The 19,798-nt window shown below is 53.4% G+C and carries 1 protein-coding gene (cut by a window edge); it reads left to right on the top strand.

The genetic code is table 11. The features are described 5' to 3' along the window. Nucleotides 1-19,705 carry the 3' end of a non-ribosomal peptide synthase/polyketide synthase gene (locus MKX46_RS01305; protein WP_341070790.1) on the top strand. 22,562 nt of this gene lie to the left of the window's left edge, so 19,705 of the gene's 42,267 nt are visible here — the last part of the coding sequence; the start codon falls outside the window, past its left edge; it ends in the stop codon at nt 19,703-19,705. Nucleotides 19,706-19,798 lie beyond the last annotated feature (93 nt).

Consider the following 19,798-nt stretch of genomic DNA (forward strand, 5'->3'; position numbering starts at 1 on the left):
ACAGGAAACCCGGCTGCTGCTGCAGGAATCACATCGGGCGTATAACACAGAGGTCAATGATCTGCTGTTAACCGCACTCGGCACCGCGTTATATAACTGGAGCGGTCAGGAGCGTGTGCTGGTCAATCTGGAGGGCCATGGCCGGGAAGCCATTGTTCCAGATATCGATATCACCCGTACCGTGGGCTGGTTTACGAGTCAGTATCCAGTACTGCTGGGTGTGGATGGGAAGGCAGAAGTAGGGCAGCGAATCAAGCGGGTGAAGGAAGATCTGCGTCATGTGCCGCATAAGGGTATTGGCTACGGTATTTTGAAGTATATGTCTCAGCATGATGTCCATCCTTCCTTGACCTTGCAGCCTGAAATTAGCTTTAACTATTTGGGACAGTTTGATCAGGACTTAGAAAATGGGGATATCACGCTGTCTTCGCATCCAGGTGGAGAGCCGATGAGTGACCATACTGTACTGGAGCATCCTTTGAATGTGAACGGCATGATTACAGCGGGCGGGCTGACACTGGAGATTCGCTATGACAGCCAAGTATATCATCAGCAAAATGTAGAAAACTTTGCGCAGTTGCTGCAGGAAAGCTTGCAGGAAGTGATCGCGCATTGTGCCTCCCAAGAGCGGAGCGAACTAACCCCAAGCGATGTCTTGTTCAAAGGCTTGTCGTTGGAACAACTGGAGCAATTGACGGAGCAAACGGATTCTGTGGGCGAACTGGAAAATGTGTATGCTCTTTCGCCAATGCAGAAGGGGATGCTGTTCCATAGCTTGATGGAGCCAGACTCAGCTGCATACTTCCAGCAAGCATCGTTTGATCAAAAAGGCAGCTTTGATGTTGCTATTTTCCGTAAGAGCCTGGATCTGCTGACACAGCGTCATGAAGCACTGCGGACGAATTTCCATCGGTTTGAGACAGGGCACAGTCAGGAGCCATTGCAGATCGTGTTCCGTCACAAAGATAGCGACCTTTCCTTCCAGGATATACGCGAAATGCCGAAAGCGGAGCAACAGGCGTATATCCAGGCGTTTAAGCAGGAAGACCAAGCTAGAGGTTTTAATCTGGGTACGGATGCGCTCATGCGCGTACAGGTATTGCAGACCGATGAAGAAACGTATCACTTGGTCTGGAGCTTCCATCACATTGTCATGGATGGCTGGTGCTTATCGCTTGTTACAGGCGAAGTGTTTGGTACGTACTTTGCGCTGCTGGAGCAGAAGCAGCCGGAGCTTGCTCCTGTTACATCATATGGTCAATATATTGAATGGCTGGAGCGTCAGGATGAACGTGCGGCAAAAGAGTATTGGAGCAGCTATTTGGCGGGCTTTGAACAGCAGACGTTGTTACCTGGATCGGATACCGCATCAAAAGACCACGTGGCGGACAGCAGGGATCATACTGTATCCACTACAGCAAGTGAAACCAGCGAATATATTTCTGAAAAAATAACGGTAGATCTGGATTCAACGCGGAGCGAAGCCATGTACCGGATTGCAAAGCAGCAGCAGGTCACGATTAATACACTGATGCAGAGCGTGTGGGGCCTTATTTTGCAGAAATATAACAACAATGAGGATGTTGTATTCGGCAGTGTCGTATCTGGACGTCCGACGGATATTGCGGGTGTAGAGCATATGATCGGTCTGTTCATTAATACGATCCCGGTTCGGATTCAAAGTGAACGGAATGCCACGTTTGTGGACATCATGCGGAAAACGCAGGAGCAAGCGTTGGCTTCGGGGGTATATGACAGCTTCCCGCTATATGAAATTCAGGCGCTGACCGAGCAGAAGCAAAATCTGATTAACCACATTATGGTATTTGAGAACTATCCGGTTGAGGAGCAAGTCGAGCAGTTGGGTGAAGTTCGTCCATCCGCTTTTGAAATTACGAATGTAGAGGTTGTTGAGCAAACGAATTATGATCTGGACTTGATTGTGATGCCAGATGAAACCTTCCGTATCATGTTTAGATATAACGCCAATGTATACGATCGGTCTACGATCGAGCGGATGCAGGGACATGTACTGCATGTCATCGAGCAAATAATTGACAATCCGCATATCCGTGTGAATGAGCTGGAATTGGTGACACCGGAAGAGCGGGCACAGATCGTTCAGGTCTGGGGGGATACGGCGGTAGCCTATCCGCAGGATCAAACGCTAAGTGCACTGTTCGAGCAGCAGGCAGCGAATACACCGGATCAGGCAGCAGTGTTGTGCGGATCGGAATCGTTGACCTACGCGGAGTTGAATGAGCGCGCGAACCGTCTCGCACGCACCTTGCGTGCGCAAGGGGTTAAACCGGATCAGCCTGTGGGCATTCTGGTTCACCGTTCATTGGACATGATTGTAGGCATCTATGCGATTCTCAAGGCCGGCGGAGCCTATGTGCCGATTGATCCAGAATATCCGGCCGACCGCATCCGCTTCATGCTGGAGGATTCGGGAGCGAAGCTGGTGCTGACGCAATCGCATCTGGCGGAGCAAGCATCCTTGAGCTTCGACGGCAAGGTGCTGGTGCTGGATCGTCATGAGCAGGCTGGCCAAGACATTTACCACGAAGACGGCTCGAATCTGGAGCCACTGGCCGGGCCGCATCATGTAGCCTATGTCATCTATACGTCCGGCTCCACGGGAAAACCGAAGGGCGTTATGGTTGAGCACCATTCCGTTCTGAACCGGATTTTGTGGATGCATGATCGGTACGGCTTGAGTGCGGAAGATACGATTCTGCAAAAGACCGCCTTCACCTTCGACGTGTCGGTGTGGGAGCTGTTCTGGTGGTCGCTGGTCGGCTCGAAGGTGAGCCTGCTGTCCGTGGGCGGAGAAAAGAACCCGGAAGAGATCGTGGACACGATTGCCCGCGATGGCGTGAGCACGATGCACTTTGTACCTGCCATGCTGCATGCGTTCCTGGAGTATGTGGAGCAGCAGCCACGGGAAGTAATGCAAGCGAAACTGGCAACGCTGCGTCATGTCTTTGCCAGTGGTGAAGCCTTGCCGCCACAGCATGTGGCTCGCTTCCAGCGGCTCGTGTCGAGCCTGACCGGAGCGAAGCTGATCAACCTGTACGGTCCAACCGAAGCGACGGTGGACGTATCGTACTTTGATTGCGAGCCGACGGAAGAATATGCAGTCATTCCGATCGGAAAACCGATTCAAAACATTCGCCTGTACATCGTGAAGGAAGGCACGGAGCAATTGCAGCCGATTGGGGTTGCAGGGGAGTTGTGCATCGGTGGTGTCGGTGTGGCACGTGGGTATCTGAACCGTCCGGAGCTGACGGCCGAGAAATTTGTGAAAGATCCGTTTGCCGGCGGGGAAGCCGGGTATGAGCGGATGTACCGCACCGGCGATTTGGCGAGATGGATGCCGGACGGCAACATTGAATATTTGGGCCGGATCGACCATCAGGTGAAAATCCGGGGGTACCGGATTGAGCTGGGCGAGGTCGAAACGCAGCTGCTCCAAGTAGCGTCCGTGCGAGAAGCGGTTGTCATGGCTCGTGCAGACGAAACGGGCCAAAAACACATGGTGGCCTACTATGTCGCGGGGCAAGAGCTAGGAGCCAGCGAGCTGAGAAGTGAGCTGGGCCGGGAACTGCCAAGCTACATGGTGCCGTCCTACTTTGTACAACTGGAGCAAATGCCGCTGAGTCCAAATGGAAAAATTGACCGCAAGGCCCTACCAGCACCGGAAGGCAGCCTGCGAAGCGGAGCCGATTATGTCGCACCGCGAACGTGGGTGGAAGTGAAACTGGCACACATTTGGCAGGAGGTGCTGGGCCTCACGCAGGTCGGTGTGAAGGAAAACTTCTTCGAGATTGGCGGACACTCGCTGCGGGCGACGACACTGGCCTCGAAGATTCACAAGGAGTTGAACAAGCCGCTTCCCCTGCGCAGTATTTTTGAAGCACCAACGATTGAGCAACTGGCAACGGTGTTAGAAAGTCTGGATCAAGTAACATATGCGTCCATTCCGGTAACAGAAGAACGCAGCTTCTACCCGTTATCTTCAGCACAAAAACGACTGTATGTACTGCATCAGTTTGATCCAAGTGATGTGAACTACAACATGCCGTCAGTGCTGCAAGTGAGCGGTCCGCTGGATGTGAAACGAGTAGAAGACGTGTTCCGTCAACTAATTGATCGTCATGCAACCTTGCGTACCCGCTTTGAGCTGGTAGACAATGAGCCGATGCAATGGATTGAGGATACCGTGCCATTCGAGGTGGAATATACGAAGGTACAGGTAGAGAGTACGACTACGGCTACGTACACGAGGATTAGCGAGGAAGCACAAGAACGGGTACGGCAGTTTATCCGTCCGTTTGATCTAAAAGCTGCACCGCTGCTGCGGGTAGGCTTGGTGGATCTGGGTGTCCAAGGAGTAGAGCAAGAATCCCAGCATTTACTCATGCTCGACATGCACCATATCGTTTCGGATGGCGTGTCGATGGAGGTACTGACCGATGAATTTGTCCGCTTGTATGGCGGTGAAGAACTGTCGCCATTGCGGATTCAGTACAAAGACTATGCCGTATGGCAGCAAAGCGAAACCCATCAGGAGTGGATGCAGCGTCAGGAAGCGTACTGGCTGGGCACCTTCCGGGGCGGAGTGCCTGTACTGGATCTGTCAACCGACTTTGCCCGTCCGGCGGTGCAGAGTACGGCAGGGGATACGATCGAATTTGCATTGGAGCGTGAGGTTAGTGAACGCCTGAAAGAACTGGCTTCGCAAACAGGCGCTACCCTATACATGGTGCTGCTGGCGGCGTACACTACGCTCTTGCACAAATACACGGGCCAAGAGGACATTGTCGTCGGCACGCCGATTGCAGGACGACCGCATGCGGAGCTCAGTAATCTGGTGGGTGTCTTCATTAACACGCTGGCGATTCGCAATTATCCGTCCAGCGACAAAACGTTTCTGGATTATCTGCAAGAGGTGAAGGAGCATGCGCTCAGTGCTTATGAGCATCAGGACTATCCTTTTGAAGAACTGGTTGAACAGCTGAATTTGACGAGAGATACGAGCCGAAATGCGCTGTTTGACACGATGTTTGAGTTGAAAACCTTGGAGCAACAGGAGTTACTGCTGGAAGGTTTGACCTTGAGCTCCTATCCACTGGAAAATCATACGGCCAAGTTTGATCTGACTTTAGATGCAGTGGAGCAGCCAGAAGGCATTCTGTGCAGTCTGGAATACAGCACGGCGCTGTACAAGCCTGAGACCATTGCGCGATTGGCACAGCATTTTACCGAACTCGTACGTGCAATTACACTGCATCCGCAGCAGCCGCTGGCAGTTTTGGATATGGTACCTGCCGAGGAAAAAGCACAGATCATCTATGGATTTGGAGATGTAGGAGTATCGGATGTTGTTGCTGAAGCAGGAGCCTTATTCCATACCTTTGTGGAAGAACAGGCACAGCTTGTGCCGGATCACGTGGCAGTGGTGTACGAGGAGGAGCAGCTCACTTACCGGAAACTGAACGAGCGCGCGAACCAATTGGCGCGGAGATTGCGGAATGAAGGCGTTGGACGCGAGTCGATTGTCGGCATTTTGAGTGAACGCTCGGTAGACATGCTGGTCGGCGTACTGGCGGTGTGGAAGGCGGGAGGCGCCTATGTGCCGCTGGATGCAGACTATCCGTCTGAACGGATTCGATTCATGCTGGAGGACAGTGGTGCGACGGTATTGTTGACCCAAATCGGCTTACAGGAGCAAGCACAGATATGGCTTGGGGAAAGCCGACAGGCCTTGGCCGGAGGGCAGACTGAGGGTGAGTTGGAAACAGCGGCTGGTGCTGAAACGATGGAAAGAGACAGCCTAAATGAAAACTTAGGCTCAAAATCAGATTCGAAGTCTGACAGCGAAGCAGCATCCGAACCGGCAACAGGGCTGCGTCTGCATACCGTATTGGCATTGGACGATGAGTCACTGTACACCGGAGATACGACAGACGTCGATCACATCAACGAACCGCACGATTTGGCGTATGTGATCTATACATCCGGGACAACCGGACGGCCGAAGGGCGTCATGATCGAGCATCGCAGCCTGGTGAATACGGCTACGGCGTATCGCCGGGATTATCGCCTGAACCAATTCCCAGTCCGACTGCTACAGCTGGCGAGCTTCTCGTTCGACGTATTCGTCGGGGATATCGCGCGGACGCTCTATAACGGCGGCACGATGGTCATTTGTCCGAAAGACGACCGGATTGATTTTAGCCGTTTGTATGACTGGATTCGCGATGTCCAGATTACCGTGTTCGAATCGACTCCGGCCCTGATCGTACCGTTTATGCAGCATGTGCATGAACAGGGGCTGGACATGAGCAGTCTGGAGCTGCTGATCACGAGCTCGGATAGTTGCAGCGTGACGGACTACCGAGTGCTGCAAGAACGGTTTGGTGCGGATATCCGCATTATGAACAGCTACGGCGTCACCGAAGCGGCGATTGACTCCAGCTTCTACGACGAAGAGCTGTCGAAGCTGCCAAGCAGCGGCCATGTGCCGATTGGTCAGGCGTGGCTGAACGCACGCTTCTACATTGTGGACAGCCAGCTGAATCCGGTGCCGATCGGCGTACTGGGTGAGCTGTGCATTGGCGGAGCCGGGGTGGCACGAGGCTACCTGAATCGTGCAGACCTGACAGCCGAGAAATTCGTAGCGAATCCGTATGTACCAGGTGAACGGTTGTACCGTACAGGCGATTTGGCGCGATGGATGCCGGACGGCAATGTAGACTTTATCGGCCGGATGGATGATCAAGTCAAAATCCGGGGCTTCCGGATTGAACTGGGCGAGGTGGAAGCGCAGCTGCTGACCGTGGACGGCATTCAGAAAGCCATCGTCACCGCCTGGGAAAACGAAGACGGAGACAAGGATCTGTGTGCGTATGTCGTAGCCTCGGAGGCGCTGAATTTGCCGGATCTGCGCAGCACACTCCAGCCCAAACTGCCGGGCTATATGATCCCGACCTATGTCGTACAACTGGATCGTTTCCCGCTGACACCGAACGGAAAAATTGACCGCAAAGCGTTGCCTGCGCCAGAAGCGCGCCTCGAAGGAGGCACGGCGTACGTGGCACCGCGCACACCGCTGGAAGAGCAGTTGGTACGTATTTGGCAAAGCGTTCTGAATCATCATCAAATAGGCATCCAGGATAACTTCTTTGAAGTGGGAGGACATTCTCTGCGCGCTACCACCCTGATGGCGAAAATCCATCAGGAGCTGAATCACAAGCTGGCGTTGCGAGATATTTTCCAATATCCGACGATTGAGCAACTGGTGCAGTTGATGGGTGAAGATCAGACCCAGCAAACGTATGTATCTATTCCTGTGGTGGAGGAGCGTGAATATTATCCTGTTTCCTCGGCGCAAAAACGGATGTACGTGCTGAGTCACCTGGAAGGTGGAGAGGTTAGCTACAACATGCCAGGAGCGTTGATTATCGAAGGTTCCTTGGATAAAAAACGACTGGAACAAGCCTTCCGCCAGCTGATTGCCCGTCATGAAGCCCTGCGAACCCGATTCGAGATGGTGGATGGTGAGGTGATTCAACGGATTGAATCGGGCGTCGCATTCAGCGTGGAGCATGTGCAGGCAAGCGAAGAAGAGACACCGCAGTACGCACAGGACTTTGTACGTGCATTTGATCTCGCACAAGCACCATTGCTGCGAGTTCAGCTGGTGGAAACCGGACCGGAGCGACACGTCATGCTCTATGACATGCACCATATTATTTCGGATGGCGTCACGGAAGGAATTATCGTGCAGGAGTTCTCTCAATTGTATGAAGGCAAGGAACTGCCGCCACTGCGCATCCAGTACAAGGACTATGCGGTTTGGCAGCATGCCGATATGCAAAGTGAGCGTCTTCGTGAGCAGGAAAGCTACTGGCTGAACACGATGGCTGGTGACATTCCGGTGCTGGATATGCCTACGGATTTTGCAAGACCAGCCGTACAGCGTCTGGAAGGAGCGCGATTGGAATTTGCGATCAGCCTGGAGGACAGCGAACAGTTGAAACAGCTGGCCGCGCAAACCGGCTCCACCTTGTACATGGTATTGCTGGCCGCGTATAGCACGCTTTTGCATAAATATTCGGGACAGGAAGACATTATCGTCGGCACGCCGATTGCCGGAAGACCACATGCGGAACTGGAGAGCTTGGTAGGCGTATTCCTCAACACGCTGGCAATCCGCAATTATCCGTCTGGTGACAAAACGTTCCTAGACTACTTGCAAGAGGTCAAAGAGCATGCGCTCAGTGCTTACGAACATCAGGAATATCCTTTTGAAGAGCTGGTTGAAAAGCTGAATTTAACGCGGGATACGAGCCGGAATGCGCTGTTTGACACCATGTTTGAATTGAAAACATTTGAACAGCAGGAGTTCGAGCTGGAGGGACTGACCTTTAAGACGTATCCGACGGACAATCATACGGCCAAATTTGATCTGACCTTGGATGCCGTGGAGCAGCCGGAAGGCATTCTGTGCAGTCTGGAATACAGCACGGCGCTGTACAAGCCTGAGACCATCGCGCGATTGGCACAGCATTTTACCGAACTTGTTCGTGCCATTACCCTTCATCCGCAGCAGCCACTGGCAGCTTTGGATATGGTAACTGTCGAGGAGAAGGCACAAATCATCTACGGTTTTGGAGATGTGGGAGTATCGGATGTTACTGCTGAAGCAGGAGGCTTATTCCATACTTATGTGGAAGAACAGACCCAGCTTATACCAGATCATGTGGCGGTGGTGTACGAGGAACAACAACTGACGTACCGCACACTGAACGAGCGTGCGAACCAATTAGCCCGTAGATTGCGAAATGAAGGCATTGGCCGTGAATCGATTGTTGGCATCTTGAGTGAACGCTCGGTCGACATGCTGGTCGGCGTATTGGCGGTGTGGAAGGCAGGAGGCGCCTATGTGCCGCTGGATGCAGATTATCCGTCCGAACGTATTCGTTTCATGCTGGAGGACAGTGGTGCGACGGTACTGTTGACCCAAATCGGCTTGCAGGAGCGTGCACAGGCATGGCTCGAGGAAAGCCAACCTACATCCGAACCCGCAACAGGGCTGCGTCTGCACACCGTACTGGCACTGGACGATGAGTCGCTGTACACCGGAGATACCACAGACGTCAATCACATCAACGAACCGCAGGATCTGGCGTATGTGATCTACACGTCGGGAACAACGGGACGTCCGAAGGGCGTCATGATCGAGCATCGCAGCTTGGTGAATACCGCCGCGGCGTATCGTCGGGATTATCGCCTGAACCAGTTCCCGGTACGTTTGCTGCAGCTGGCAAGCTTCTCCTTCGACGTGTTCGTCGGTGATATCGCGCGGACGCTTTATAACGGCGGCACAATGGTTATCTGTCCGAAAGACGACCGCATTGATCCGAGCCGTCTGTATGGCTGGATTCGCGACTATCAGATTACCGTGTTCGAATCGACTCCAGCCCTGATCGTACCGTTTATGCAGCATGTATATGAGCAGGGACTGGACATGAGCAGTCTGGAATTGCTGATTACCAGCTCGGATAGCTGCAGCGTGACGGATTATCGGGTGCTGCAAGAACGATTTGGTGCGGATATCCGCATTATGAACAGCTACGGCGTCACGGAAGCGGCGATCGACTCCAGCTTCTACGACGAAGAACTGTTGAAGCTGCCGGACAGTGGCAGTGTACCGATTGGACAGGCATGGCTGAACGCACGCTTCTACATCGTGGACAGCCAGCTGAATCCGGTGCCGATCGGCGTACTGGGCGAGTTGTGCATCGGTGGAATTGGGGTAGCACGGGGATACCTGAACCGTGCGGACCTGACGGCCGAGAAATTCGTAGCCAATCCGTTCGTGCCAGGTGAACGATTATACCGCACAGGTGACTTGGCGCGATGGATGCCGGACGGCAATGTGGACTTTATCGGCCGGATGGACTATCAAGTGAAAATCCGGGGCTATCGGATCGAGCTGGGCGAGATCGAAACGGCGATCCAGCGGGTGCCGGGTGTACGTCAAGCGGTAGTCATCGACCGGACGGATGAGCGTGGACACAAGTACTTGTGCGGATACATCACAGGAGAAGCTGAGCTGCGGATCGAGGAGGTACAGGCCGAACTGGAAGCCGGACTGCCAGCGCACATGGTGCCTGCACGTTTGATGCGACTGGAGACGATCCCGCTGACCAGCAACGGTAAAATCGACCGCAAGGCCTTGCCGGAACCGGAAGGAAGCATCCATACGGGTGCAGCCTATGTGGCACCGCGTACGACGGTGGAGCAAGTACTGGCTGCGGTATGGGCCGGGGTGCTCGGCGTGGAAGCGGTAGGCACGCAGGATAACTTCTTTGAGCTGGGTGGCGATTCGATTAAGGCCTTGCAAGTATCCTCCCGATTGCTGCAAGCAGGTTATCGACTGGAGATGAAAGACCTGTTCAGTCATCCAACCGTGTCTGCCTTGGCACTGAAAGTTCAATCGGTGACCCGATTGGCGGATCAGAGCGAAGTGGCGGGCGCTGTGAAGCTGACACCTGTTCAACACTGGTTCTTTGAGCAAAACCTGACGGATGCTCATCATCATAACCAGTCCATCATGCTGCATAGCAAGGATGGTTTTGATGAACCGGCCCTGCGCACGGCGATGGATCAAATCGTTAGCCATCACGACGCACTGCGGATCGTTTTCCGTCCTACGGAGCACGGATATGAAGCCTGGAACCGCGCAATTGGGGAGGGCGAGCTGTATACGCTGGAACGTATAGACCTCAGCCATGAGACTGAGGTGTCAGCGGCGATCGAGGCTAAAGTGAATGAAATTCAGGCGGGTATTCAGTTAAGCGAAGGACCGCTGGTGAAACTGGGGCTGTTCCATTGCCCAGATGGTGATCATTTGCTGATGGCGATTCATCACTTGGTGGTGGATACCGTATCTTGGCGCATTTTGTTCGAGGATATTACAACCGCCTACGAGCAGGCATTGAACGGACAAACGGCTCGCCTTCCGCACAAAACGGATTCGTTCCGCACCTGGGCGGATGGGCAGTCTCAATATGCGAATAGTCCGGCTATGGCAGCAGAACTTGCATTCTGGCAGGAAATGGAACATGGCGTATATCAGCCGCTTCCAAAAGACGAGTCCCCTTCTCATTCCTTGAATAGGGACAGCGAGAACATGACAGTTACGTGGACAGCTCAGGAAACGGAGCAGTTGTTAAAACAGGCGCATCGTGCCTACAACACGGAGATGAATGATTTGCTGCTTACCGCATTGGGACTGACGATTCATCGCTGGGCGGGCCTGGAACGAGTGCTCGTGAGCCTGGAAGGCCATGGGCGGGAATCCATTCTGCCAGAACTGGATATTACGCGCACCGTGGGCTGGTTTACGACCCAATTCCCGGTGGTGCTGGATATGAGCGTGGGGCAAGACCTTTCACAGCGCATCAAACAGGTGAAAGAAGGACTCCGCCGCATTCCGCAAAAGGGCATTGGCTACGGGATGTTGAGATACCTGTCCGCAGCATGTGAGCCAGAGCGTTTTGTGACCGAACCTGAAATCAGCTTTAACTATTTGGGACAATTTGATCAAGATATGCAAAGTCAGTCCTTTGGCGTATCTCCTTACTCTAGCGGTGCAGAGCTTAGCGCCCATGCAGCCAGAACGCACACGCTGGATATGAACGGACTGATTTCGGAAGGCAAGCTTCAATTGACAATCAGCTACAGCAAGCAGGAATATCGCCATGAAACGATGGAGCAGTTAGCTGAACAGTTCAGAACCAGCTTGCAGGAAATCATTACGCATTGCACAGGCCGCAAACAGCAAGAACTGACGCCAAGCGATGTCATGCTTAAACATGTAACGATGGCCGAGCTGGATCAATTGGTAGAACGGACTCGTGACATCGGGGAACTGGAAAATGTCTATGCGTTGACGCCGATGCAAAAAGGCATGTTGTTCCATAGTCTGATGGATGCAGCATCCGGGGCTTATTTTGAACAAACGACCTTTGATTTGCACGGACGTTTCCAAGCGGATATTTTCCAGGATAGCTTGAATCATTTGGCGCAGCGGCATGAGATCTTTAGAGCTAATTTCATCAGCGGTTGGCAGGATGAGCCTGTGCAGGTGATTTTCCGCCGCAAGGAGGTTGGTTTCAGATGTGAAGATTTGCGTCATCTGAATGAGCAGGAACGTGACGCGTATGTGCAGGAATTTATTCGCAAGGACAAGGCAGCCGGATTCGATTTGTCCCGGGATGCGTTGATGCGCGTGGCGATTTTACGAACAGGTGATGAGGATTATTATTTTGTGTGGAGCTCTCATCACATCTTGATGGATGGCTGGTGTGTGGCGTTAGTCACGGATGAGGTGTTTGAGGCTTATTTTGCAGCCGTGGAGCATAGACAGCCGAAGCTTGCCCCCGTGACTCCATACAGTCAGTATATTGAGTGGCTTGAAGCACAGGATGAAGAAGCAGCAGCTTCCTACTGGAAGGATTATTTGCTCGGCTATGATCAGCAAACTTCGATTCCGACCGGAAAAGTAGGCGTGAAAGCGGGCGATGCACAATTTGAGCATATCCTGTGTGATCTGGGCAAGGATTTGACTGGACGTATGGAAATGGTGGCCAAGCAGCACCACGTGACCCCGAATACATTGCTGCAAACAGCTTGGGGCTTGCTGCTCCAAAAGTACAACGGTAGTGATGACGCTGTTTTTGGTGGTGTAGTGTCTGGTCGTCCAGCGGATATTTCGGGGATCGAAAACATGGTGGGCTTGTTCATTAACACCATTCCAATACGTATCCGCAGTGGGGCTGAGGACACCTTTGCCGACCTGATCAGAACGAATCAGCAGCAGGCGCTGACTTCTCAAGATTATGAAACGTATCCGCTGTATGAAATTCAAGCCTTGACCGAGCAAAAGCAAGACCTGATCAACCACATTATCGTGTTTGAAAACTATCCGGTGGAGGAGCAGGTCGAGCAACTTGGCGAAGGTGCAGCGTCGGACTTTGAAATTCGCAATGCCGGCATGATTGAACAAACCAACTATGATTTCAATCTGGTTGTTATGCCGCAGGAAGCGATGAAAATCCGATTTGAATACAATGCGAAGTTATATGATCGGGAAGCCGTTGAACGGACTCAGGGCCATCTGATACAGCTGTTGGAGCAGGTGGTAGCGAAGCCGGACATTCGGGTGCAGGAGCTGGATATGGTAAGTGAGCAGGAGCGTGAGCAAATTCTCACCGTATGGGGCAATACAGCTGCTGAGTATCCAAGCGAGCAAACGATTCATGGCTTGTTCGAGACACAAACGGTGCAGACACCGGAACAGCCAGCGTTGTTCTTTGAAGGAGAGCAGCTGACCTATCGCGAGCTGAATGAACGTGCGAATCGTCTGGCGCGCACCTTGCGTAGTCAAGGCGTGACGAAGGATCGACTGGTGGGTCTGATGACCGAGCGTTCGGTGGACATGATCGTGGGCATCTTCGGGATTTTAAAAGCCGGGGGCGCATATGTGCCCATCGATCCGACCTATCCAGAGGAGCGTATCCGCTACATGCTGGACGACTCGGGTGCGAAGCTGTTGTTAACGCAAAACCATCTGGTTGATAAAGTGGCTTTCGACGGTAGCGTGCTGGTGCTGAATGGGGCACAGGGTGTGTATCACGAGGATGGTTCCAATCTGGAGCCGTTGTCTGGTCCGAACGATCTGGCCTATGTCATTTATACGTCAGGTACGACGGGTCAGCCGAAGGGTGTTATGTTGGAGCATCGCGGTCTATGCAATCTGAAAACGTATTTTGATCAGACGCTCAAGATCCGCACGTCGGATCATACGTTGCTGTTTGCTAGCTATTCGTTTGATGCGGCTTGCTGGGAAATCTTCCAGGCGCTGTTCTGCGGAGCCACGTTGTATGTACCAACGTCAGAGACGATTTTGGACTATGAGAGATTCGAACATTATATGACAGAACATCAGATTACGGTGGCGACGTTACCACCGACCTATGCGGTGTATCTGGAGCCGGAGCGGATGCCATACCTGCGTGTTCTGTTCACTGCGGGTTCAGCATCCTCAACAGAATTGGTATACAAGTGGAAGGATCAGGTGGCGTACTACAACGGCTACGGTCCAACCGAAAACTCGGTGGCGACGTCCGTCTGGCCGGTATCCGAGGACGAGAGAGCAGGACAACTCATTTCCATCGGACGCCCTATACCGAATCATCGGGTGTACATGGTGGATGTGCATGGACATTTGGCTCCGGTAGGCGTAGCGGGTGAACTGTGCGTGTCCGGTCCGGGTCTGGCCCGTGGTTATCTGGATCGCCCAGAGCTGACGGCTGAGAAATTTATACCAAATCCGTTTGCAGCTGGTGAAGCCGGCTACGAACGAATGTACCGTACGGGTGACTTGGCCAGATGGATGCCAGACGGCAACATTGAATATTTGGGCCGGATCGACCATCAGGTGAAAATCCGGGGTTACCGGATCGAGCTGGGCGAAGTCGAGGCACAAATTTTGAAGGTGGAGGACGTACAAGAGGTCATCGTACTGGCACAAGCGGACGAACAGGGGCAAAACCAACTGGTGGCGTACTATGTTGCTGAACGGGAAGTAAGCGCTGGTGAGCTGCGCAGCTTACTGGGCGAGGAGCTTCCAAACTACATGGTGCCTTCGTATTTGGTACAGCTGGAGCAGATGCCGTTGACACCGAACGGTAAAATCGACCGCAAGGCACTGCCAACACCGGAAGGCAACCTGCAAAGCGGAGCTGATTATGTCGCACCGCGGACGTGGGTAGAAGTGAAGCTGGCGCAAATTTGGCAGGATGTGCTGGGTCTGGCGCAGGTCGGTGTGAAGGAAAACTTCTTCGAGATTGGCGGACACTCGCTGCGGGCGACGACGCTGGCCTCGAAAATTCACAAGGAGCTGAACAAGCCGCTTCCACTGCGCAGTATTTTTGAAGCGCCAACGATTGAACAACTGGCAACGGTCATGGAAGGTCTGGATCAAGTGGCGTATGCGTCCATTCCGGTGACGGAAGAACGCAACTTCTACCCGCTTTCCTCGGCGCAAAAACGATTGTATGTACTGCATCAGTTCGACCCGAATGATGTGAACTACAACATGCCGTCAGTGCTGCAAGTGAGTGGTCCGTTGGACGTGAAGCGAGTGGAGGACGTGTTCCGTCAACTGATTGCCCGTCATGCGACCTTGCGCACTCGCTTTGAGCTGGTGGACGGTGAGCCGATGCAGTGGATCGAGGATACTGTACCATTTGTGGTGGAATATACGAAGGTACAGGCCGAAGATAGGACTGCGCATACAGACATGGCCGCAGATATGGTAGTCAGCCCAGAAACGCAGGCATTGGTACGCCGCTTTGTCCGTCCGTTCGATCTGCAAGCTGCTCCGCTGCTGCGGGTAGGCTTGGTAGATTTGGGCGTACAAGGAACCGAGCAGGAATCGCAGCATTTACTCATGCTCGATATGCACCACATCGTCTCGGATGGCGTGTCCATGGGAGTACTGACCGATGAATTTGTCCGCTTATACGACGGTGAAGAGCTTTCGCCATTGCGGATACAGTACAAGGATTATGCGGTATGGCAGCAAAGCGAAGCCCATCAGGAGTGGATGCAACGTCAGGAAGCGTACTGGCTGGGCACCTTCCGGGGGGAACTGCCTGTACTGGATCTACCTACGGACTTTGCCCGTCCGGCGGTGCGAAGTACCGCAGGCGATACGGTGGTGTTCGGGCTGGAGCGCGAAGCTAGCGAACGCCTGAAGGAACTGGCGGCGCACACAGGCTCCACGCTGTATATGGTGCTGCTGGCGGCGTACACCGCGCTCTTACACCAATACAGCGGGCAAGAGGACATCGTAGTTGGCACACCGATTGCCGGACGACCGCATGCCGATCTGGAGCCGATGATTGGGATGTTCGTCGGAACGCTGGCATTGCGAAACTATCCGACAGCGGAACATACCTTCCGCAGCTACGTGGAAGAAGTGAAAGTTTGTGCACTGCAAGCCTATGAACATCAGGACTACCCATTTGAGGAGCTGGTGGAAAAGCTAAATGTGAAGCGGGATATGAGCCGCCATCCACTGTTCGATACGATGTTCACCCTGCAAACCACCGAGGAAGGCGAACTGCAACTGGCAGATCTGAGCTTCCGTCCATACGGCTTGGAACAAACGCCAGCGAAGTTTGATTTGACGCTGGAAGCCAGAGAGGAAGAGGCGGGTATCCAGTTCGGATTGCAGTATGCAACTGCGTTGTACGAGCGCGAAACGGTAGAACGGATGACGCGTCACTTTGTTCGCTTGGCCGAAGCCGTGGCGGCGAACCCGGATGCGAAGCTGGGAGAGCTGGAGTTGATTACGGTAGAAGAAACCGAGCAGATTCTGAAGGTGTTCAATGATCCGAATGCGCACAGCCTGCTTGGAGCATTACAAGGCCGTTCGCTCAGCGAACGCTTTGAAGAGCAAGCTGAGCGCAACCCTGAGCGGATAGCCGTTGTGTCTGGGGCCACCGCGCTGACCTACACTGAGCTGAATGAGCGTGCGAACCAATTGGCTCGTGTGTTACGAGCCAAAGGGGTCGAAGCAGATCAACCGGTTGGCGTATTGCTGGAACGTTCTGCGGATATTCTGGTGAGCATTCTGGGGGTACTGAAGGCCGGAGGCGCGTATGTGCCGATGGATACGATGTATCCGCAGGAGCGCATCGACTACATGCTCCAAGACAGTGGGGCCAAGGTCGTGATTACAAGTAGAGTTGCCAACCTGTCGCTCAGCTTGCCATCCACAGTTCGAGCTGTAGTCTTGGATGACGAGGACGTTCAAGCTCAACTGGGAGCACAGGATGCGAGCAACCTGATCCCTGTCGCCGGCCCGCATAACCTGGCCTATATGATTTACACGTCAGGCACCACCGGTCAGCCGAAAGGGGTCATGATCGAGCAGGGCAGTGTTAGCAATCTGGTAGATGCTTTATGGAAACGAGTATACAGCCGTTACGAACAGCCGCTTCATGTCGCATGGCTGTCAGCATTTGTATTTGATGCTTCGGTGAAGCAAATCTTTGCCAGCTTGCTGTTAGGCCACACTCTGCATGTGGTGTCCCGTGACGTCAGTCTGAGCGGAGAGCATTTGATCGCCTACTACCGCACGCACCGGATTGATCTGTCGGACGGCACACCTGCGCATCTGCATATTTTGAACGAAAGCGTCAGTGTGACGGAAGCGCCGGAAGTGAAGCATTACCTGATCGGTGGCGAAGCATTATCCGTGCAGCTGGTACAAGTGTTCCTGCACAAGTGGTCCGGGTATCGTCCGGTGATTACGAACGTGTACGGTCCGACCGAAACGACGGTAGATGCGACCGCTTATACGATTGAAGATGTGGAGTCCCTGAACGCACTACTGGAAAAAGGGGAGCATACGGTATCTATCGGAACGCCGATCGCGAACCAGTCTGTGTACATCCTGAACAGCCAGCAACAGCTGGTGCCGATCGGTATCGCAGGTGAACTCTATATCGGGGGTGCAGGTGTGGGACGAGGATACCTGAACCTGCCGGAGCTGACGGCAGAGAAGTTCGTCCTGAATCCGTTCGCTGATGCGGCAGCAACCGATCCAGCGGACAGCACTCACGCAAACCGGATGTACCGCACGGGCGACTTGGCACGGTGGATGCCAGACGGCAGTATTGAGTATTTGGGCCGGATCGACCATCAGGTGAAAATCCGGGGTTACCGGATCGAGCTGGGTGAGGTGGAAGCGCAGCTGCTGACCGTGGATGGCATTCAGAAAGCCGTGGTCACAGCATGGGAAAACGAAGACGGACATAAGGACCTGTGTGCCTACATCATAGCTTCAGCGTCCCTGAGTTTGCCGGAGCTACGGAATGCGCTGCAGCCGAAGCTGCCCGATTACATGATCCCGACGTATGTGGTACAACTGGATCGTTTCCCGCTGACACCGAACGGGAAAATCGACCGCAAGACGCTGCCGGCGCCGGAAGCACGCCTCGAAGGAGGCCTGGAGTACGTTGCACCGCGGACGCCGCTGGAAGCCAAGCTAGCCCAAATCTGGCAGGATGTCTTGAAGCTGTCCAGCGTAGGAGTCACCGACTCATTCTTTGACGTGGGTGGGCACTCCCTGCGGGCAACGACGCTGGTGGCCAAAATCCATCAGGAACTGGACAGCCGGATTACGCTGCGTGAAGTGTTCCAACACTTTACGATTGAGCAGCAAGCCCAGCTCATCGCAACGCACGGCACAGACACCTATACGGTGATTCCTGCGGCGGCGAAACAGGCATACTACCCGGTTTCCTCGGCTCAAAAAAGACTGTACATTTTGAGCCATCTGGAAGGTGGGGATCTCAGCTACAATATGCCGGGTGTACTAACCGTGGAGGGACCGCTTCAGGCCGATCGGCTGGAGGATGCGTTCCGTCAGTTAATAGCTCGTCATGAAACGCTGCGGACTTCCTTTGAAATGCTGGAAGGCGAGGTCGTACAGCGGGTGTACGATCAAGTGGAGTTTGCAGTAGAGCACCTGCAAGCCAGGGAGTCCGAAGCCGATGCCTATATCGAGTCCTTTGTACGCAGCTTTGACCTTCGCCAGGCACCACTGCTGCGTGTCCGTCTTATTCAAACCGGACCAGAGCGCCATCTCCTGATGTACGACATGCACCATATTATTTCAGACGGTGTATCGTCGAACAATATCGTGCAGGAGTTGGTACAACTGTACGAAGGACAGGCATTGGAGCCGCTGCAAATTCAGTACAAAGACTACGCCGTGTGGCAGCAGCAGGAGATGCAGCGTGAATCATACCAACGCCGGGAACACTTCTGGCTGGAGCATTTAGCTGGAGAGTTGCCGGTACTGAATTTGCCAATTGCTTATCCTAGACCTGCTGTTCGCAGCTTCGAAGGTGCGATGTATGAATTTACAGTGGACGCGAATGTATCCGAGCAACTGCACCGAATTGCGACACAAACCGGAAGTACACTGTACATGGTGCTGTTGAGCGCCTACACCGTTCTGCTGTCCAAATACAGCGGTCAGGACGATTTGATCATCGGTACGCCAGTAGCAGGCCGCTTGTTGCCTGAGCTGGAGCCACTGATCGGAATGTTCGTCAATACGCTAGCCATCCGGCATCAGCCGAAGGGCAACCAAACGTTCCACAGCTACTTGCAGGAAGCCAGAGATCGTACGCTGCAAGCCTTTGAGCATCAGGATTATCCACTGGAAGAGTTGGTGGAAAAGCTGGATGTAGCACGGGATGCAAGCCGTAACCCGTTGTTTGACACCATGTTTGTACTGCAAAATACAGAGTCGCAGGAAACGAAGCTAGAAACGCTGTCCTTCAGTCCATATGTTCAGGAGCACAGCATCTCCAAATTCGATTTGACCTTGTCTATGAGTGATGAAGACGGGGAAATCAAGGGTTCGTTTGAATATTGCACGAAGCTGTTTGGGGCCGACGCTATTGAGAGATTAACCAGAGATTTGATAGCGATCCTGTCCCAGATTGGAATCGATCCAGATTTGCTGTTAGGCGATATTCAGGTGAACTCGGACGAGCGGCCGGAAGGCTTCTCACCGGATTCCATCGACTTTGTTTTTTAAATCCGTTTTCTAAAATGCAATGAGTTCACTTTGCGTGTGCAGAGGGCGGCGGCTTGTCCGACTGCCCTTGCCTGCAAAGTATTCTTTTTCTGA

Source organism: Paenibacillus sp. FSL P4-0113, assembly GCF_038009305.1.
In the GTDB taxonomy this organism is placed as follows: Bacteria; Bacillota; Bacilli; order Paenibacillales; family Paenibacillaceae; genus Paenibacillus; species Paenibacillus polymyxa_D.